The 18,512-nt window shown below is 69.2% G+C and carries 20 protein-coding genes; all 20 read right to left on the reverse strand.

Going from position 1 to position 18,512, the window contains the following annotated elements:
• Positions 1-263 precede the first annotated feature (263 nt).
• Complete coding sequence (locus tag HDA40_RS10505; RefSeq protein WP_253754445.1) at positions 264-515, reverse strand: DUF4314 domain-containing protein; 252 nt, start codon at positions 513-515, stop codon at positions 264-266.
• Positions 512-997 (reverse strand): DUF4262 domain-containing protein, encoded by a 486-nt coding sequence (locus tag HDA40_RS10510; RefSeq protein ID WP_253754447.1) that lies wholly within the window; start codon positions 995-997, stop codon positions 512-514. Before HDA40_RS10510 ends, HDA40_RS10505 begins: the two co-directional genes overlap by 4 nt.
• Positions 994-1,545 carry a hypothetical protein gene (locus HDA40_RS10515; protein WP_253754449.1) on the reverse strand — a complete coding sequence of 184 codons (552 nt, stop codon included), beginning with the start codon at positions 1,543-1,545 and terminating at the stop codon, positions 994-996. Before HDA40_RS10515 ends, HDA40_RS10510 begins: the two co-directional genes overlap by 4 nt.
• A gap of 380 nt (positions 1,546-1,925) precedes the next feature.
• Complete coding sequence (locus tag HDA40_RS10520) at positions 1,926-2,567, reverse strand: hypothetical protein (protein WP_253754450.1); 642 nt, start codon at positions 2,565-2,567, stop codon at positions 1,926-1,928.
• Positions 2,568-2,758: 191 nt separating this feature from the next.
• Positions 2,759-3,952 carry a hypothetical protein gene (locus HDA40_RS10525; protein ID WP_253754452.1) on the reverse strand — a complete coding sequence of 398 codons (1,194 nt, stop codon included), beginning with the start codon at positions 3,950-3,952 and terminating at the stop codon, positions 2,759-2,761.
• Positions 3,953-4,090: 138 nt separating this feature from the next.
• Complete coding sequence (locus HDA40_RS10530) at positions 4,091-4,792, reverse strand: hypothetical protein (RefSeq protein ID WP_253754454.1); 702 nt, start codon at positions 4,790-4,792, stop codon at positions 4,091-4,093.
• A 148-nt stretch (positions 4,793-4,940) separates the two neighbouring features.
• A complete protein-coding gene (locus HDA40_RS10535; protein WP_253754456.1) occupies positions 4,941-5,321 on the reverse strand; it encodes a hypothetical protein in 381 nt (126 codons plus the stop codon).
• Between the two features lie 23 nt (positions 5,322-5,344).
• Positions 5,345-5,908: a hypothetical protein gene (locus HDA40_RS10540; protein ID WP_253754458.1), complete on the reverse strand. Its 564-nt coding sequence runs from the start codon at positions 5,906-5,908 to the stop codon at positions 5,345-5,347.
• 244 nt (positions 5,909-6,152) lie between these two features.
• Positions 6,153-7,814, reverse strand: a complete 1,662-nt coding sequence (locus HDA40_RS10545) for a vWA domain-containing protein (protein WP_253754460.1) — start codon at positions 7,812-7,814, stop codon at positions 6,153-6,155.
• Positions 7,815-7,844: 30 nt separating this feature from the next.
• Positions 7,845-8,933 carry an AAA family ATPase gene (locus HDA40_RS10550; RefSeq protein WP_253754462.1) on the reverse strand — a complete coding sequence of 363 codons (1,089 nt, stop codon included), beginning with the start codon at positions 8,931-8,933 and terminating at the stop codon, positions 7,845-7,847.
• 347 nt (positions 8,934-9,280) lie between these two features.
• Positions 9,281-10,072 carry a hypothetical protein gene (locus HDA40_RS10555; protein ID WP_253754464.1) on the reverse strand — a complete coding sequence of 264 codons (792 nt, stop codon included), beginning with the start codon at positions 10,070-10,072 and terminating at the stop codon, positions 9,281-9,283.
• Positions 10,073-10,268: 196 nt separating this feature from the next.
• Positions 10,269-10,976 (reverse strand): DUF6283 family protein, encoded by a 708-nt coding sequence (locus HDA40_RS10560; protein WP_253754466.1) that lies wholly within the window; start codon positions 10,974-10,976, stop codon positions 10,269-10,271.
• A 151-nt stretch (positions 10,977-11,127) separates the two neighbouring features.
• Positions 11,128-11,451, reverse strand: a complete 324-nt coding sequence (locus HDA40_RS10565; protein ID WP_253754468.1) for a hypothetical protein — start codon at positions 11,449-11,451, stop codon at positions 11,128-11,130.
• Positions 11,452-11,642: 191 nt separating this feature from the next.
• Complete coding sequence (locus tag HDA40_RS10570; protein WP_253754471.1) at positions 11,643-12,464, reverse strand: winged helix DNA-binding protein; 822 nt, start codon at positions 12,462-12,464, stop codon at positions 11,643-11,645.
• A gap of 359 nt (positions 12,465-12,823) precedes the next feature.
• Positions 12,824-14,155: a hypothetical protein gene (locus HDA40_RS10575; protein WP_253754473.1), complete on the reverse strand. Its 1,332-nt coding sequence runs from the start codon at positions 14,153-14,155 to the stop codon at positions 12,824-12,826.
• 83 nt (positions 14,156-14,238) lie between these two features.
• The gene (locus HDA40_RS10580) at positions 14,239-14,907 is read right to left on the reverse strand and encodes a GGDEF domain-containing protein (protein WP_253754475.1); all 669 of its coding nucleotides are present in this window, start codon (positions 14,905-14,907) and stop codon (positions 14,239-14,241) included.
• A 233-nt stretch (positions 14,908-15,140) separates the two neighbouring features.
• Positions 15,141-15,578, reverse strand: coding sequence for a DUF3085 domain-containing protein (locus HDA40_RS10585; RefSeq protein WP_253754477.1), 438 nt, complete (start codon positions 15,576-15,578; stop codon positions 15,141-15,143).
• Positions 15,579-15,704: 126 nt separating this feature from the next.
• On the reverse strand, positions 15,705-16,112 hold the full coding sequence (locus tag HDA40_RS10590) for a helix-turn-helix domain-containing protein (RefSeq protein WP_253754479.1): 408 nt from the start codon (positions 16,110-16,112) through the stop codon (positions 15,705-15,707).
• A gap of 131 nt (positions 16,113-16,243) precedes the next feature.
• Positions 16,244-17,593 (reverse strand): NAD(P)/FAD-dependent oxidoreductase, encoded by a 1,350-nt coding sequence (locus HDA40_RS10595; RefSeq protein WP_253754481.1) that lies wholly within the window; start codon positions 17,591-17,593, stop codon positions 16,244-16,246.
• A 216-nt stretch (positions 17,594-17,809) separates the two neighbouring features.
• Positions 17,810-18,448: a hypothetical protein gene (locus tag HDA40_RS10600; RefSeq protein ID WP_253754483.1), complete on the reverse strand. Its 639-nt coding sequence runs from the start codon at positions 18,446-18,448 to the stop codon at positions 17,810-17,812.
• Positions 18,449-18,512: the final 64 nt, after the last annotated feature.

Here is an 18,512-nt window from a genome sequence, read left to right on the forward strand (position 1 = left end):
GTTCATGAACCGAAACCGCAGGCGGGGTGGTGGTGCGCTCGATCACAAGATCAGGTCGAACCTGGATTGATTAGGGCATTGCTGGCTAGCCCATGACGTGCTCTGCCCTCTGATCGCGCGAGGCGGATCGACCACGGTAGAAGCCGGTGCACCCTTGGCACGCTGCCTGCACCGAGTATGCACTCGGTGCAGGCAGGGCCGCTTTCCTACGGTGTCACCTGTAACGACGGTGGAGACGGCCGTGACGGCCCGGCTCGGGTCTATCAGCCGCTGGCGGGTAGGAGTTCGAACTCGTCGCCGATGGCCAGTCCGAGGGTGGATCCGTTGTCCCAGCGCATGTGCAGGGTGCCGAGGTCGTCGATGAAGGTGATAGTGCCGCACGTGCCGTTCGGGACGAGGTGATTGTCGTCGAGGCCGTCGCCGGTGGTGGCGAATCGGATCAGGCGGACCCGCATCCCGCGCCGGTATTCGGCTTTACGGTGGGCGGCGTGCTCATGTGCATGCTGGCTGTTCATGACGGTTCCGGCTGACTGATGGTGGGCTGTGCGGCGGGGTGCATGGTGTAGCCGGGTTCCCAGGGGAACCGGCCGTCCGGGTCGGGCCAAACACATTGCTGCAGCCGCACGGCACCAGGCCCGTACAGGTACAGGGCCGCCGATGGGCGCAGCAGTCCGTCGGCGGGTCCCTCGAGGATGAGCACGTCGAGGCCGGTGATCAGGTCGTCGAGGCGTTGCCCGTGCAGGAGCGGGCCGCTACTGTTGGCTCGGCGGGCCAGGTCGTTGAGCAGGCTGATCGCGGTGTCGTGCCGCACTCCGACGATGAGTAGTTCCGGCAGGTCGCGTTCGGTGAGCCCGACGGTGTAGGCGAAGGGTACATCGACGCTGACGGCCTGCAGGGCTGTGGTGATGACCGCCCAGCCGACGGTTTCGATGGTGTGCTGGAGCCACTGCTGCTGTTCTGGTGTCAGCGGGCCTGGAGCGGGTCGGTGGTGGTTCATGGGATCACCGGGTTGTCGACGAGACGCGGATCGATCCAGCCGGTGGGGCCGATGGCCATGCCCTCGGAGGGGTCGGCCAGTGGATCGTCGGCGACGTGAACGCCGAACAAGCGGGCCACCAGGTCGCGGGGGTTGACACCGGGTGGGGTCGTCCATTCCTCGGCCCACTGGCCGTCGCTGCCGATGGCGAACACCTCCGGTGCCAGCAGATGTGCGCGCAGCAGGATGGCGGTCACCGCCAGGTCGTACGGGCGGCGTGCTGTTTTGACGAACCGCCAGACGCGGCAGTCCGCCGGTGCGCCGGGAGTGTGGTGCGGGGCGGGCAGGTCGAAGCCGTCGAAGCTGAGCCCGGCCGCGTCGTCGCCGTTGAGCATGATGCCGTCGGACAGGTCGGCGATCGGGTCGCCGGTGCCCATCGGGCCGCATACGGCGATGCCGATTTCGGCGACCGCGGCGATGATCGTTTGGACGTCGCCGACGATGGCCGGCCAGGCCGCCGCGAACGGGTCGCTGCCGGGTTGATAGCCGTATGTGTGCACGTATCCCATGTCGAGGTCCTTCCGCTGTGGCGCGCATGGGGGCGCGGGTAGAGGGGAAGCGCGTGTGCCAGCGCCGAACCACCCTGAACGGGTGTCGGGACAGCCGAGGCGCGAAGTAGGTGTCGGATTCACCGCCGTCGGTGAGATCGACAATAGTCGGTGACGGTCCGCGCCGGTGGTACCAGCGCGGGCCGTCGTGACTGCGGCCCACGTCCAGGGTCCGGACGGGGTCGGGGCGGGTTAGCTGTCGGGCCACCGCACAGGTGGCGCGGGCGACGAGCCCGACGGTATTGGGCAGGTGGACCACCCGCGGTCATCGCTTGGTCGCCCAGGATCCGGGCGGTGGCCTGCCAGGGGCCGGATCCTGGGCGGTCGGTGGCGTGCCGGTGTCAGACGGCGTCTGATGCGTGATGCAAGGCGGCGGTCAGGCGCTGCACCGTGGGGGCAAGGTCGGCCAATAATGGCCAACTAGCTGCGGTGCTGTGATCAGGAAAGGGGCCGATTGCGCAGATCAGGGGCTGTTGCCGATAGACCAGGACGAGGATCGCGGTGGGTCCGTCGGCGTCTGCGGGATGAATGGTCTCCGCGATGTCGTCGGGCGTGTTCGTCCAGAGGTCGAGGGGCGGGATCTTGTCGGGGAGGTATAGAGGCAGTGCCCGGGTGGCGGCCACGTCGGGACGGGACAAGGCCGCGGTCGCCGCGTAGCTGTTGGCTGCGGTGTTGCCAGTGAATGGCCCGTATGCGGTGATGCCGCCGCTGAGGTCGATCGCCGCGAGGATGTGGGGTGCGGTGTCCTCATCGCTGTCCATCAAGCCGATGGTGAACATGTCGCCGCTGTGTAGGTCGGTCATCGTCACCATGACCGGTTGCTGGTCACTGTCGCGAAACCATTGTCCGACGTCGAAGTGTTCGCCGATGACGGTGAGGAATCGGCGGTAGGCCCGATTGTCGGGATTGAAGGGTGAGCTCACATCGTGCTCCTCGTGGGGGATTGTCCGCCCGCAATGCGGCCGGGGTTGTTGGGCTGGCATCGCATCGACCCGTGCTGTGTGCGATCGGTCAAGTCGCGTGGGCGATGCCTGGACTTGGCCGGCTTTTGCCGCACGGCTGCGCTGGGAACGGCCAGTCCAGGGCGGTGTCGATTCCCGGGGCGCTGCCAGGCCCGGCGCGGCCAGCGAGTCTTGGGGGGCAGCGGCGGGCGTCGCGTTGTGGTCTGTCCGGGTCAGTCGAGGTCGCCGTCGAGGATTCGGTCGACGCGGTGCCCGACCGGCACCGTCTTCAGCGGCGGTCCAGTAACGAGTTGCGGGTCGTATGCGGCCAGTTGCTGGCGGATGGCGGCTTCGGCGAGGATTCGGCTGTCGATGCCGCGGAGGCACACTAGGTAGGTGACGGTCTGCGGGGCGGACCACTGCCCTGGCGCGGTTTCGGTCGGCTCGTGGTGGGTGACCGGTCCGGTGGTGTAGGTGATGGGCAGCATGTATTGGGGCCGGGTCGGGTAGATGTCGGCGATGGCGCGGCTGGCAGCCGACGCGGCGTCGGCGGCGCTGGCGGCGTGCACGGTCACCGGGATTGTGGCGGTGATCTCGTATTGCCAGGAGCGCGGCAGGGGCTGCAGGCCCATGGCGGTCAGGATCTGGTCGGCGTAGTCGTATCCGAGGTCGCCGGTGGTGCCGAGGCCGTTGCCGATGTCGTCGATGACCTGTCTGCGCAATGCCCGGGTCAGCGTGTTCAGCGCCCCTGTGAGCTGCGTCAGGGTCATCGGATGGACCGGGCCGTCGGGCGCCGGCGGCACGGTGAGGTCGTCGCTGGGCGGGTCGAGGTCGGGGACGTCGAGGTCCCAGACGTCGAGGTCCTCGGGCAACTGGTAGTTTTCGCCGCCGGTCAGGGTCAGCGTGTCCTGGGCTGCCAGCATGGTGCGCACACGCTGTCGTGCGGCGGCGGGCGCGTCGTCGTGGCCGCATGCTTCGACGTCTATTTGCATGGTCGCGGTGACCGACACGGTGTAGCCGAGGTTGTCTGCGCCGGGTTGCTGTGGGTTGACCGCGTGGAAGGTCAGTTCGGCGACCGTGCCTTTCTCGTCGAGCATTCGGGTGAGGGTCGCTGGGATCTCGCGTTGTGCCTGTGTCAGGGCGGTGTCGGCGGTCAGGGCGGCGACGTGCCAGTCCAGCCGCAGATTCGCCTGTACGGGCCAGATTGTCGGCAGACCGTGCAGGCCGGCGTTGGTCAGTGCCTGGTGGGCGTGACTGTGCGGCCACCAGCCGGCCCGGACGGCGGCGATGGCGGCGGTGCGGGCACGGTGAATCAGCAGAGCGAACTGCAGGCGCGCGGCGTGGAGGGCGGCGCTGGTCTCGGCCGGGGCCAACGGCATGTCCAGCCCAGCCGGTGGCGGCCCGGGTGCAGCGGTCGGTGTAGTCATCGAATGCCTTTCAGCTGAGATGTTGATGCGCGGTCGGATAGTGCGAGGCTTGGCCGCTTGCCGGCGGCTGCCGCTGTATGGCATGAGGTGAGTGCGTGCCGCCATGGCGGGACGGGATGTGGGCGGCTGGCGGGCAGATCAGGCGCTGGGGTCCGGCGAGGGCTCGGCTGCGGGTAGGTGGGCCAGCCCGGCGGCGACGGCGGCGAAGATCTCCGGCGAACTGCCAGTCGGAAGCGTCAGCAACAACTGTTGGCGGGTGTCGTCGTAGGACTCCGCGGAGATGCGAGTCTCGGTGCGGGTGAGGATGACGGTGACGTCGTAGCGGGGCCCGAACCGGTGGGCGATCCAATGGTCGAGGCCGGGCGGGCCGTTGACGAAGCTGAACTGCCACTGGGCCAGGGCTCCCAGCACCGGGTGGTGCGGGGTGCGGGCGTGGGCGCTCAGCAGCTTCTTGGGGGTGCTCTGGCGGCGGCTGCGGGCGAGATACCAGGAGATCTGCCGGTCGTCGATGTCGGCGGCGAGCAGGGTCCATCCATCGGCGAGTCCAGCTTGGAGGGCGGTGTGTTGTTCGCCGTCGCCGGCCAATGGCAACAGTTCGTAGGTGAAGTGTGGGTGCAGGCGTGGGTCGGCGAGCGCCTCGCTGGCTGTCATGTGCGGCCAGCGGCTGGTCAGCCAGCGTTCGTCGAGCACCATGACCGGTGCGGCGTCGGGGTCGGCGGGGTGAGCGGACAGGGTGGGAAGCCCGATGAGCTGCCATGACAGTGCCGCATGGTTGTTGTCACGGTGCAGGGCGTCGGTGGCCAGGTCGATGGTGCTACGTAAGTCGAAGAAGGTCAGCATGGGCTACCTCGGGATTCGTGGTGTGGGATCACCGTGCTGGTCGTGCGGGATGGCTGTATGCCGGGCCGCGGCCCTGGTCACGTCCCGCCGCGCAACGGCGTGCGTGACCTTTGTGCTGTCTGTGACGGGCTTCGGGTTGGGCGCTGGTTCAGGAGGCGATCAGTTCGTTGATCGCGGCTGCGATGGCGTGGGTCAACTCGGCAACGAGGCGGGGCCGGCCGGTGGCATGGTCGGACAGCCATGTGGAGATCTCGGTCAATTCGCCGACGAGGTCGGCGAGGTTGCTGGGCTGAGGGCCGGTGATCGTTTCGGTGATGTCCTGGACTTCGACGCCGACGAGTTGCACCAGTTCGAGTGCGGGTTTGTCGAGTTCGTCTTGGTGGCCTTCGATCTCGGTGATGGCATCGGCGAGGCCCGTGAGGACCCGCTGGGCATGGTCGACGAAAGTCGGGGGTGGCGGCATGGCGGTATTTGTCCTTCGTGGATGGTGTGCAATCGCGGTGCGGGTCTTGCCGTAAAGGGGGTTCACGGCAGGTCCCGCACGGCGGAGCGTCAGCGGCTGTGCTGCGATGGGCCGTCTGGCGGGGTTGGGGTGTCGGGTCGCAGGTCGGTCCATGCCAGTCCCGGTGTGTCGGCGGGATGGGTGGGCTTGCCGGTACGGGCACACACGACGTGGATGTTGGGCAGCCCGTCGTCGTCGATCGCGATCAGCGCGCCGATGTCGAGCAGTTCGCCGGCAGCAGCGGCGCGGGCGGCGAGCACGATCGCGTCGGTGAGGGTTGGCGCGTTGAGGACGTACTCGTCGGGCGGGGCGGCGTCGTTGTGACGGCGGTCGGTGTAGATCGCGACGGTGTAGGTCTGCCAGTTCGGTGCTTCGGCGGTCAGTTGTTGATCGACGGTGACGACCCACGGCTCGGGCAGCGGCTCGTCTTTGCCGACGAGGGCTTGGTCGTCGTCGAGGATCGCCAGGGTGGTGACCCAGGACGCGGACAGCAGCGGGCAGGCCGGGCAGAGCACCGCGACCGGGTAGAAGCCGATGACGCCGGTGCGGACGCTGTGGCCGCAGGCCAAGCTGGCGTGGCAGGTCAGGACGCGGACGGTACGCACGCGGGTCATCGCCGCGGCCCTTGGCTGTGGCTGCGGCACCGGCGCTGGTTCGGCGTGTCGCCGTTTGATGATGTGCTCACGTGGGTGTTGCTCCTCGTCTCGTGACATGGCGATCAGGACGGCCGGCGGTCCGCGGACGTCCTGCTGGGTTCTGTATGGACCCGTGGATCGCGCTGTAGATCAAGTGGTCGAAGCCGCTGCCCCTGCTGCGGCAGCAACTTCGACCAGCGACTGGCGTACAGCGGACGGCTGGTCAGCGTTCACGTAGGGCGTCGACGGCGGCGCTGGTGATCAGGTCGGCGATGGTGGCGGTGTCGTCGGCCAGCACGATGCGCCCGCCGCGCAGGGGGAGGCTGTTTTCCGGTCCGATCCACAGCAGGCCGCAGCCTGCGCGGGCGAGCCGGTCCAGGCGGCCTTGGCACAACGCGAGCTCTTGCGAGTCGAGCCAACCATCGCTGACGATGACGAGCAGGCGAGCGCTGTGCCCGGCGGCCGACAGACCGAGTTGGTCGTCGAGTGCGTCGATGGCGGTGAGCAATCCTTCGGTGGCACCGTCCTGAGGCAGGATCGGCACACCGGCCAAGGGTTGCCCGGGGCGGGTGATGGCGCGCGTCTGGTCGCCGAAGATCACCGTTGCGGTGGCCGATCCGGGTAGCCGGCTGGTGGCGTTGGCCAGGAGCCAGGTGGTGACGGCGGCCGGGTCGAGGAAGCCTGCCATGCTGCCAGAGACATCGACGGCGATGCCGGCGCGCAGCGGTGGACGCGGGTTGGGTTGGCGGGTTTTGCGCCGCCACGGTTCACTCGTCGGGGTCTGGCCCATGCGGGTCTGGATCTGGTTGCTCATCGCGGCCCGCACGCGCAGCCGGCCGGGTGGAACCGGTGCGGCGCCGATGGTCACGGTCGGCTCGCGCAGTGCCGCGTCGCGCAGCGCGCGGGTCAGTTTCCCGCATGCGGCGCGTTCGGCGTCGGCCGGTGGCCGGGTCGCCACCGTGGCGGGCCGGCGGAACAGTTGCTCGGCGGCCCGTTTCGCCGCCGCACGAATGGCCTGTTCGGTGGCGTTCTGTGCGGCACGTTGGCGGCGGGCCAGTTCGTTGAGCGCGTCAATCGCGTCGGAGTGCACCTGGGCGGCGATGACCGCGACGACCGCCTCGATCGCCTGCCGGAGGCGGCCGGCGGCCTCGGGCGCCAACTGGTGTGCGACGTGGCCCAGGGCACGAACCCACTGGTCAGCCCATTCGATCATGGCCGAATGGTCGTCGTCGCGGGTCCGTAACGCCCGGCGCCAGATCTTCTCGAGTTTGGTGAGCAGTTTGCCGCCGAGGATGGCGCGGATGGCCTGCCGGGCGTCGGCGGCCACGTCGACGGTCAGGATGCCGGCGTCGACGCGGGCCAGCAGCAGCGCGGCAGCCGTGGCGGCGTCGGCTCGGCTGAACAGGGGCGGGATGTCGAGGAGGAGTTCGGTGGTGGCCGCGGTCAGCCATTGCCGGTCGCGGGGCCGCCGGGCAAGGTGGCGGTGTTCGCTGCGGGCTTCCTCCAGCAGCATGGCCGCGTCGAGGACACGCCGGTCGCAGGTGTCGTCGACGGCTTCGGGCCATCGGGTGTGGTCGGCGTGTGCGGCTTCGTGGACCAGCAGACCCCAGCCTGTGGCGTAAAGGGGCCGCATCGTCAGGTCCGTGGGATCCGCAACCGTGGGGTCGACGGTGACGTGGTCGGCGTTGACTTCAATGGTGGCGTCGGGGACGGTCATGCACGCCGGTGATCCTTGGCCGGCGCCGGGGGTGACGATGACCGTCAGATCCCGGCGCGGGCTGAGCCGTTGAACGAGCTGGGTCCAGGTGTCCGACCAGGGTTTCCAGTCGGCGGCGATCGGCGGATGTGTGATCGCCGCACCGGCTGGGGTGACATGTGAGGCCAACGAAGGTCTCCTGTCTAGTGGTGGTGTGGTTCAGATCTGGTTGCCGACCGACAGCGGCGACAGCGGCGGTTTACGGAACGCCTTCGTCAAGGTGGCGACGACTTCGTCGCGGTCTTCGGGCGGCGCGGCGCCGATCAGGTTGGCTACGGCGTGGTCGAGGCCGATCTGCGCGGCCAGGCGCTGGGCGCCGAGCAGTTCGCGCATCTGCGGCGCCCAGCCGGCCTCGCCTGTCTTGGTTTTGCCGGACAGGACCCGGGCGGCGGCGACGAGCCTTTTGTCGACGCCCAGTTGCTGTGCCAGGTCGTAGTCGGTGGACACTTCGATCTGCGCGGTGAACCGCGACGCGAGGGCTTCGGTGAGGATCGCCCCGTGGGCGCCGGGGTTGTGCCCGGCCACGACGTAGAATCCGGGGACAGCGTGGACGGTGCGTGCGCCGTGGGCTTTCACTGTGATCTCGCCGCGGCCGTCCATCGCCGGATACAGGGCGGCCAGTACTTTGGGGCTGATCAGGGTGGCGTCGTCGGCGAGCAGAACGGCGCCGGTGGTCATCGCGACGGTGAGTGGCCCGTCGACCCACCGGTAGCCGCCGGCCCCGTCTGGCACGTAGTCGCCGACCAGGTCCCCGACGGTGGTGTCCTCGTCACCGGCGAGGGTGATCAGGTCGGGGAACGCGGCTTCCAGCAGTGAGGTCTTGCCGGTGCCGGGCGGCCCGTAGAGCAGCGCCGGGATGCCCGCCGTCCGCAGCCGGCGCAGGACCTCGATGTCTGTGCCGTCGGCCAGGCGTCGGGGATAGTACTGCTGCCCGTTCGGGCGCAGGATCGACGTGGGCTTGCCCGCCACCACTGCCACCGGTGGGGCCGCGGATGCTGGGGGTGTCGCGGTGCCGGCGGCGAACTGGAAGGTGTTGCCGACGTTCACGGCCTGCCCGAGTTCGACCAGGCGCTTGGCGGCCAGGGGCACCGCACCGTTCGTGCGGCCGATCCCGGCGCAGATCTCGGCGATCGTGAAGGCCTTGTCGGGATGGGCGGCCAGGAAAGCAAGGACGTCCTTGCGCAGCTCGTTCGGGCCGAGTTTGACCGTGCCGGAGCGGTTGAGCTTGGGTGGGGTCGGCGTCGTCATCGCATCTGCCCACCATGTGGGGGGTGCGGTCGGTCTCGCACAGCGTTGCCTTCCTAGAAAAGTGGAAGGGGTCGCGCCGGGGCCGTTGCCCTGGCGCGACCCCTTGGGTATGTGGAACTGGGGTCGCTGCCTAGGGCCGGGGCCGGGCAGCAGTGCAGCAGTGCAGCAGTGCAGCAGTCGTATGGCGCGGTCACCAGTGAGGCAAGCGCACCGGTATCTGGTGGGTGCTCGGCACGGAAGGCCGATCGGGTGCCGCCGCCGCGCCCCTTGGTGTGTCGGGTGCCGGCGGGGGCAGCGCGCTGCGGGTATTGGCTGATCTGGATCGGATAGTCGTGGTGGGCAGTTGGTCAGGCGATCGGCACCATCCTGGCGGTGTTCTGGTCGGCAAGGTCGATCAGGATCATCGGGCCGCCGTCGGCCGGCATGGCCAGTGCATAGGTCGTGCCGCCGTGCAGCACCCGGATCGGGGCGTCATCGGCGCTGGCGCCGAGCGCATGGCGGAGATCGGCGACGGTGTGCAGGGGTGCCGCTTGCCGCGTCGGCTCGCGGTGGATCTGGCCGGCGGGAGAGACGGTGTTGTTGGCGTGGCCGTTGCCGGGATCCGCGGCGGTTGCGGGCGGGGTGGGTTGCATTGCATCGCCGGGCGCGCCTGGCTCTGATGCAACGTCTGGATGGTCGCCGGTGCTCGCCGGCTCTCCGGCTTGCTTGCCGCCGCGATCGGCGGGTGTGCTGTGGTGCGACACCGAGTCGGCGGAAGCGTCGTCGTGGTCGACGGTGGGTCGTTCACTGTCTGCGAGCGCCTGCATCGGGCGATCTTCGGCTACCACGTCGGCGTCGGTGTTCTCGCGGTGGTCGATGTGTTCGGTGCGTTCGGTGTGGTCGGCGGCCCATCCGGCGAACACCTCGTGCAGGTCGTGGATGGTGGACACGACGGCCGACAGGCGTTCGAGCACGGGTTCGGCGACCTCGGCCAGTTGCTGCGGGTCCAGGCTTGTCAGGTGTCGGATGAGGCTGGTCATGCGCTGGCCGATGACGTCGGCGGTCGCGACTGCTTTGGCCGCCTTGTCAGGGTTGTCGATGGCCGGGCTGTGGCTCTTGCGGGAGCGGTGTGTGCGGGTGGCCGATGTTGGGCTGGTCATGAGGATGTCCTTTCCGGTTCTGGGCATGGCGAAGCCGCCGTCGTGGCACGACGGAGGGTTGTGACTGTTGGATGCGGCGGGCCGCGCCGACGTGCCGCGATCGGGTCACGGCTGGCACCGCGCGTGGGCCGTGCGTGCCTGCGGCGGCGGGCGACGTCGCCGGTTTGCTGCCGCCGGTGGTCGGCGGCTGGTGTCGCTACGCGACGTCTGGACGTGTGCTGGGTCGTCCGGTGTCGGGTGCCGGTGGTGTGGGGATCTCGTCGAAGCCTCGGCTGGCGGCGATCTGCAGGGCCGGTGTGTCGTAGCTGTTGGCGAAGCCGCGGCAGATCGCCGCTGGCAGTTGCGGCTCGCTCATACCGGGCAGCGTCTGATGGCAGATGACGAACGAGCCACCGGCGCGGGCCTGCGCCAGGAACTCGCGCAGATAGTCCGGGCCGAGATGCATCAGATCTCCAGGCCTGAGAATGCAGGTGCTGCACAGGTCTCGCATGAGCCGCGCCCGGCCGCTGACCGGGTCGTGGACGTCGAGGTCAGCCTCGGAATCCTCCGCGGTGTCGGTCAGGTCGGCCAGGCTCTCGGCGGTGTGGGCCTCGGCGAGTTCTTCCAGATTCGCGTAGCAGGCTGGCCAGCCGGGTTGGGGCTTGAGCGCGGCGGCGGGGATCTTGCCGGTCGCGGCGAGGAACCGGACACCGAGGTGCTCGACCCCGTGGGCGGCCAGCCACCCCGCGCAAGGCCGCTGCTGCTCACCCATGACACAGGCGACCATCGGCGCGGACAGGCCGGCCTCGTCGCCGCGGGCGCCGCAGCTGTCGCGCAAGGCAAGGACTTGCCGACCGGTCAGGGTCGGACGATTGTCGCGCCGCCACGGGCAGGATGCGCACGGAACAGATTCAGGTTGCAACATCAGGATTCCTTTCTAGACATTCGGGCACCATCTGTCTGCTGCCCGCGGTCACGGGCAGAGATGTGCGATCAGCCTGGTGCCCGCGACGGGGTTGCCGAACGGCCCTGATCTGTGTGACCAGGGACGTTCCGCCTTGACGTGTGGTTCGCGATTACAGTTCGCCGGCGATGGTGGCCAGAGCCTCCGGGATGGTGGAGTGCTCGACAGCGACCGCCAGGCGGTGCAAGTCGGCGTCGTCGAGCCGGCGGCCGATGACCAGCTTCAAACACGCGCGGGGCAGCGCCAAACAGGTCTGTTGACGACTGAGCGCGTTGGCGACGTCGGTGAGAATCGACTTCGCCTCGACTTCCGCCTCCTCCAGGTCGCGGGCGTTGTTCTCGGCGATGGCTGCGGCGTATCGGGCGTACCAGCCGGTGAGATCGGCGGCGACGTCAGCGGCAAGGACATGCGCGACGACGACCAGGGATAAGGACATCGAGGTGCCTCCTTGAGCGTGAAAGCTCCCGGCTCCAGCCGGCATGCCACGGAAGAGGCAGCTGCGGTGGGAGTCGGTGCGCGGTTGAGTCGTGGGCGGCTGCGCCCCTACCCAGACCCACGTAACAGCGGTGGGCAGGCGTGCCACGGCGGCATGCGGCATGCCTGCCCACCGGTGGATGGGTGTTCGGCTCAGCTCGCGTGTGCGGTGGTGTCGTCTGGGTCGTAGACGAACATCGCCTTCGTGGTCTCGACGCGCTGGATCTTGGCCTCGTGGGCGAGTTTGTTGCAGGCGTTGATGACCGCGCCGTCGGCGGCGTCGATGGCCTTGCCGATCGTGTGCGGAGTGACCTGCTGCCCAGGGTGAGCGGTCAGGTAGGCCAGCACTTCGGCTTGCAGCTGGTGCTTCTTGCGGATTGGCTTACCTGAGCGGGTGTACGGTCGGCGAGGCTTGTCCGCTGGCGCGTCGGCGTCCGGCGGCCCGCCGCCATCCGGAGTAGCCGTGTCATCGACGCTGCTGTCACCGTCGGCCTCATCGGGACCGATGGGGCCAGTCCTCTCAGACTGTTCAGGCTCCTCATCCACTTCTGGCCGCTCCGGCTCCTCCGGTTGCTCGTCTTCCTCGCGCTGCGAGAGGGCCGCTGCCGTGGTCCGGTCATCCGGTTCGTGAGCGGCTGCTGCGGGATCGGAGGTCTCCGGCTGTGGTTCGGTGTCTTCGTCTGCCCGTTCGTCGGCAGGCGCGCTAGGGCTGGCTGGTTCGGTCGAGTCGGTGCCGTCGGCGATGGTAGCGGCGGCGGTAGCGGTGGCTGACGGGGTCGGTTCGGTCGACTCTGTGGGCTCGGCGGCGGTCCAGATGCTGGCGTCGTCGCGGTGCACGTGTCCGGCAGCGGCGATCTTTCGCAGGCTGGCTGTGACGGTGGAGTAGCCGAGGCCGGTGCGTTCGGCGATCACGGCGGGGGTTGCCGGGCCGTGCGTCTGCAGATCGGTCAGAATCGTTTGCTGTGCGGAGGTCATCGCAGCTCCTCAAAGGGAATTGATTGCCAGAGACGGCGTAGGTGTTAGTCGGCGGCTCGTCGCTGTCCCGAGCAGCGGCACTCTGGCCTGGTGCTGGCCCGGGAAGTCACGTGTTGCCGTTCGGTCGAGGTGTCGACGTTGATGGACGCTCCACGGCGGCTGATGTACAAGTCACAACAGGAGGGCCGTCGTCGTCGCCCGTGGGCGGGTGGCAGCCGGATAGCAGCGCGGGCTGGGGTGACAGGGGCTGGCAGAAGCGGCGGCTCGTGCCGACTCCAGCCAGGCGCCTGCGGATCGGGTGGCGGCCCCGCGAGGCAGTGAGCACAAGCCGGCCGCCTGGGAGTCGAGCTGTCGGTGGGTCAGGATGTTCGGTGCCACCGCCAGCCGTCGACGGGCACCTGGCGCAGCCCGAAACCGTCTGGCCGCAGGACTTCGGCAGCGGCGGGTCCGGTCCCGGGGGTGTGCAGGTGCACGACGTGGCCTTCGACGGTGAGCCGTGCGCGGGTCTGCTGCTGACCGGCGGTGTAGAGGGCGGTTGCGAGCTGTGTGATGCCGGAACTGGTCAGCATGGGGTTGACCGGCTGGCCGATGGGGCTTTCACGGGGCACGAACGCGTCGACCTCGATGCTGGTGCCGGCGAGGGTGACGGTGGCGACGGTCAGCGGTGGTTCGGCGGTCGGCTGGGCGGTCCACGCGATGCGGGTGCGGCCGGTGGGATACAGGCCGAGCCGGTTGGGTCGCAGGATCGCCACCGGTCCGGCGTTGCGCTGGTTGTGGTCGACGCGGAACAGCACGGCGTCGGGATCGGTGAACACGATCTGGTCCCCTCCCTCGCCGTCGTACTGCGCGTTGGTGTCGTGCAGGTCGTACGCGAGCTGGAGCAGGGTGTCTCGGGACAGCCAGGGCACCACCCTGCGGTACTCGGGCTGGATCAGCAACGCCGGGTATCCGTCGGCCAGATCAGGCCGCCGCACGAAGGCGCGGCGAAATGTCAGCCCGTGATAGTTCAGGCGGGTACGGATCGGCCTCACCGTTTCGGCCCAGCCGTGCGGTAGCCGGTAGAGGCCGTCGTCGTCACGGTCGAGCAGCAACTTGCTCGGGGTGCCTTCGGCGGTGCTGGTGATGACGATCGCGGTGCCGTCTTCGGCCAGCAGCAGCTGACCGCGACCCGCGGTGTTCAGGTCTTCGCCGATGCGCTGCAGTCCGCTGCGGCTGATCGCGGCCGGTGGCGTGCTGCCGGGCTCGTGGTAGCCGATGATCGTGGCCCGGTACGGTCCCATTCCTCCGCGCAGGGTCACGTCGACCAGGGTGTGGCGGGCCACAGGCGGCTGTGGCGCTGGGCAGGGTCCTTGGTGCGGCAGTAGCGGGCAGCCCGCTGACCGACGCGGGCAGAACAGGTCCACGCCGGCGTACGGTGCGGCATCGGTGTCGGCGTCGGCGTCGGCGTCGGCGTCGTACACCAGCTGGCCGGCCAGGATGCCGCGTCCGAGCGGGGCCAGGGCGTGCCGGACGACAGCGGCGACCACAGTCGGGTCGGCGGATCCGCGCAACTGCGCCTCGACGGGACCGTCCCCGGCGGGCGGGTAGGTGAACGTGAGTAGCTCGGTGCGGATGTCGGACAGTAGCCGGCCGACCGTCTGAGGTATCGGGCCGTCGGTGGTCAGGACAAGGGTGTAGTTACGAAAGTTCATGGCAGGTGCCTCTTCAGAAGGGTGGGGCCAGGCACACCGGTCCCACATGGGCCGGTGGTGTGCCTGGCCAGGCTGGAAAGGGGCTATCGGTGGCGGGGGCGGTCGCGGTCGCGTAGCGCCGGCCGGGCGGGGATGTGGTCGATGTCGTTGCCGCTGGGCCGGTGGGCGACGACTTTGGTGGTGTCGTCTTTGGCTTCGTACATGGCCCGGTCGGCGTGTTTAAACAGCAGCGGAGCGTTCAGCCCGACCCGATACGCGGCGACACCGATCGACACGCGGACGTCCAGGGTTGGGCAGCCGGGAAGCGTGAAGGGCCTGTGGCCGATGGCGTTGCGGATCGCGATGGCGGCGCTCATGCCCGTGTCGAGGTCGCCGGGGCCGCATCCCGCGAACTCGTCGCCATGCAGGTGGCCGATCTGCCAACCGTGGCGGGCGATCGTGCGCATCCTTCGGGCGACCTCGATGATCACCTGGTCGCCGGCGTCGTGGCCGTAGGTGTCGTTGACCTGTTTGAACTGGTCGAGGTCGGCCAGCCACACCCACACCGGCCGGTCCGCGGCCAGCAGCTGGTGCAGCTGTGCCAGGAGGCCTTCGCGGTTGAGCAGGCCGGTCAGCGGGTCGTGGGCGGCGGTGTGCTCCGCTCGGCGCAGCTGTGCGCGCAGGTCGGTGACCAGTCGCTGCCGGGTAAGCCCGGCGACGGTGGCGGCGGCCACGCCGACGCCGATGGTCACCAGAGTGGTTCGCGTGAACAATGGACAGTGCTCCTCCCTTGCAGGAGCACCGGGGGCGGCGAGGGTTCCAAGCTGCGCCGTCCCCGGGCTATGCGGAAATGGGTCGGGGCCGTGCCCTCCCGGTGCTATCCCCGGGGAGACAGCGGGTGAGCGGAGGCCCCTGGTGGAGATCCACGCCGCAGTGGCGCGGAAGATCAAGTCATCGGATCCCAGATCGGCGCAGCCCCTGTGGGCCGCTTTCGGGATCGGTGTCGTCAGCGGTTGGGGGCCATGCCGATCACGCACTGGTCGGAGTTCGGCAGGTCGAGGGTCAGCCACTGGTAGCCCAGTGCGGCGGTTTCGCGCAGAGCTTCGAGGAAGGTCTTGTCTGTGCTGAACGGCGCGTCGAGGGGAAAGTCTTCGATGAAGTCGTCGCGGCCGATCTCTTCGATGTGGCCGAGGTCTTGGCGGCTTCCAGGCCCGTAGCCGTCGGCGTAGACGACCACGTTTGACTCGGGATTGGCCGGGTCGTGCAGTGGTCCGGGGATGCCGCTGCTCATCATGTAGGTGCCGTCGTCTTTGACCCACATCAGCCGTGGCCGAGGCGGCTGAGCGGCCAAGTCGGGGTTGTACGAGGGCGCGTGCTCGGGTGCGGTGACGGCGTGTTCGGCCAGCTTGAGCACCTCGTAGAGCGGGAATCTGAGCGTGATCATCGTTGCCTCCGATGGGTTGTCGATATCGCCGTCGGCGGGTGCCGACGGCTGGAAGAAGCCACAACGCCCCGCTGGTGCCAGCCAAAAGGCAGGGACTGGCGGGGCGCAGCGAGATGCGTGGCGGGCTCAGGTGGTGACGGCCTGGACGAGGCCGTGGTGGCGCAGTTCGGCCAGGGTGTGGCGCAGGGCGGCGGTGCTGGTGCGGCAGCGGCGGGCGATCGCGGTGACGGTGGCCGACGGGAACCAGTAGAGGGTGTCGAGGACGTCGGCGAGCCGGGCTGGCATTTGTGCGGTGGGGGGCGTCTGGTGTCCTGGGCGGGTGATCGCCCAGCGGGTAGCCGGTGCGGCGGGCTGCCGGCCTCGCGCGAGGGCGGCGGCGCGTCGGGCGGTGGCAGCAGGGATGCAGGGCCACAGCTGTCCGTGGCAGTGCAGTTGGTCGCAGCGGCCGGTCGGGCCGGGCCGGTGCGTGGCCAGGACCTGCTGGGCGTCATTGAGCAGGAGAACATCAACACGGCTGCGGGTGAGCGTGGTCATCGAGAACCCCTTTCCATAGGATCACGTCGATCCAGCGATGGGGCGGGCGAAAGATCAAGTCACATCGCTGCAGGCAGCGGACAGGCTGCCGAGGCGGGGGTGCGCCTGCTCGCCTCGGCAGTCCGCCGGCGCTAGTCGCGGGTCAGGGACGGCAACGTCGCGGCGAGGGCGGCAGTTTTGCCGCTGGTGCGAAACATCGACACCGCGTTGCCGGGGAGGTCGGCCACACCGTCTTGGCGTTCCTGGTAGTTGAACGGCAACCGGGCGTGCGGGCCGACTCGGAATACGGGCTGGACGGGGTGTTTGCGGGCAACTCTGGTGCCGTCGTCGAGGGCGTATTCGTCGAACGCTTTGAGGTCGAGACCGTCGATGAGCGTTTCGGTGTTACCGACACACATGACGACCAGGTCATACATGCGCCCGTCGACGATGGCGCCGTCGGGGACCGCGATCGGGTTCGCCTGGCGGGCGATCACGGTCAGCCGTTGGCCGCCGCCGTTGCGCGGGCGCAGGAACTGGCCGATGGCCTGGTATCGGCCACGCATCTGGTTCTGCCACTGTTCACACGTGGTGGGCAGGTCGGCGGCGTACCAGTCGATGCGGGTCACGTGATCCAGAGCGGCCGCGGCCACGAACGGCTGTGGCCCCAGTTCGACAAGTGCTTCGACGGCGCATTTGCCGGAGTCGCCGCCGCCGATCACCGCCGCCCGGCGGATTCCTCGTAGCGGCCAGATCGTGGCCATGCGGGTCATGAACTGGTCGAAGGTGAGGATCGTGGTGCCGTTGGCGACGGTGGCGGCGATGGGGTCGCCGAGGCCTCGGGCGTCGATGACCCGCCGTGCCACCAGCGACAGGCCGCCGTCGGTCTCGACGAGGACCCCGTCGTCGTCACCGCCCACCGACGCGACGCGGGCGCTGGTCACGACGTCGGCGTACTGCGCGAGCGCGAGCCGGATCACCAGCGCCATGTCGGTGTTGGTCTGATACTCGCCGCCGCTGGGCAGGTGGTCGGTTTGGATCGGCGCGCCGGGCAGATAGTTCAGGTTCGCGTCGGCGTCGCCGGCAGGTCCGGAAAGGCCCGGCCGGGTGTGGGAGTTGAGGTAGAAGACGGGCCGTTCGGTCATGGCGAATGTGCCGCCGGCACGGCTGGACGCCTCGAGGACAACGGGTTTGGGATGGCCGGCCTGGACCCGCACGGCGGCGTAGACGGCGGCGTGGAAGCCGCCGCCGATGATGACTTCGCCGAAGTCGACACTGTCCAGGGTCCGTTGCTGGCGTCGCGGGTCGGACCACCAGGCGTCGATGGCCTGGTCGGCGACCGTGCGGGCGGCCGGGTCCTGGGCGAGGCCTGCCAGACGGGCCTGCGTGGGGCTGGCGAACTCGGCCACGCGGCGAGTGACCGCACGCATGCGGGCGGACTCCCCGCAGCGGCGGGCGACGTCGTCCAGCATCGAGTCGATCAACGGGGATGGCTCGAACATGATGCCCCTCCAATGGGGTTGTCCGAGCACCGCAGCGGGCACTCTGCCGCCCCAGCCCGGGGCGGCAAGACAAGGGTGTCTCGCTGCGGCGCCCGGGGATGGACGTGCAGGAATGGGTTTCGGTAATCGGTGCCTCGTACAGGGCGGGCCGGCACCGATGGGTGCGTGGTGTGCTGTAGGTGCCGCCGGTGGATGGCGGCGGCTGGGCAAAAGGGGTCAGCGGGCAGGCTGAGGAGGTTCGATCGCCAGGGCGGTGATGAACGCGGTCAGTCGTGTGGCGTCGGCTGTGGTCAACAGCGCGGGCAAGGTCAGCTCGGCCCGCTTTCCGTCACGCAACGGGAACGGATAGATGATCATCGACTGGGCGGCCGGTGATACTGGGGCGGCCGGTTGCTCAGGTGCCGGTGCGGGCCGTTGCCTGCCGGCGTTTGCCGATGTGGATGGTGAGGGCTTGCCGGTGGCGGGTTTCGCCCTGGCGGCGGGCTTGCCGGTGGCGGCCGGTCCGCGGCTGGCCGCCGTTGTGCGGCGACCGGTGGCTTGCTGTGCGGGTTTGCGCTGGCGGGCGGTCAGCGCCCACAGCGGATCGTCGGCTGCGCGGGCGGTGACCATGGCGATCGCCCGAGTGAGTTGACTGAGGTAGGTGCCACGGGTGGTCCGGGTCAGACCCGGACGGGCCTGCGAGTACAGGTCGAGCAGGTCCGGTACCGACAGGTCGGCCAGGACGTCGGTGTCGAGGACGCCGACATCGTCGAGCAGGCGGCGCACGTTGCCGGCCAATGCGCGGGCCCGCGGCGCGGGCATGATCTCCAGATCGGCGAATTCGTCGAGGAACGCCCGCAGATCCGCCACGTTCACACGCTGCAGGCTGGAAGGGTCTTGTGTCATCGTTTCCGCTCCCCCGGGTTACCGGGATGTCAGC

The sequence above is a fragment of the Hamadaea flava genome (assembly GCF_024172085.1).
GTDB classification, from domain to species: Bacteria; Actinomycetota; Actinomycetes; order Mycobacteriales; family Micromonosporaceae; genus Hamadaea; species Hamadaea flava.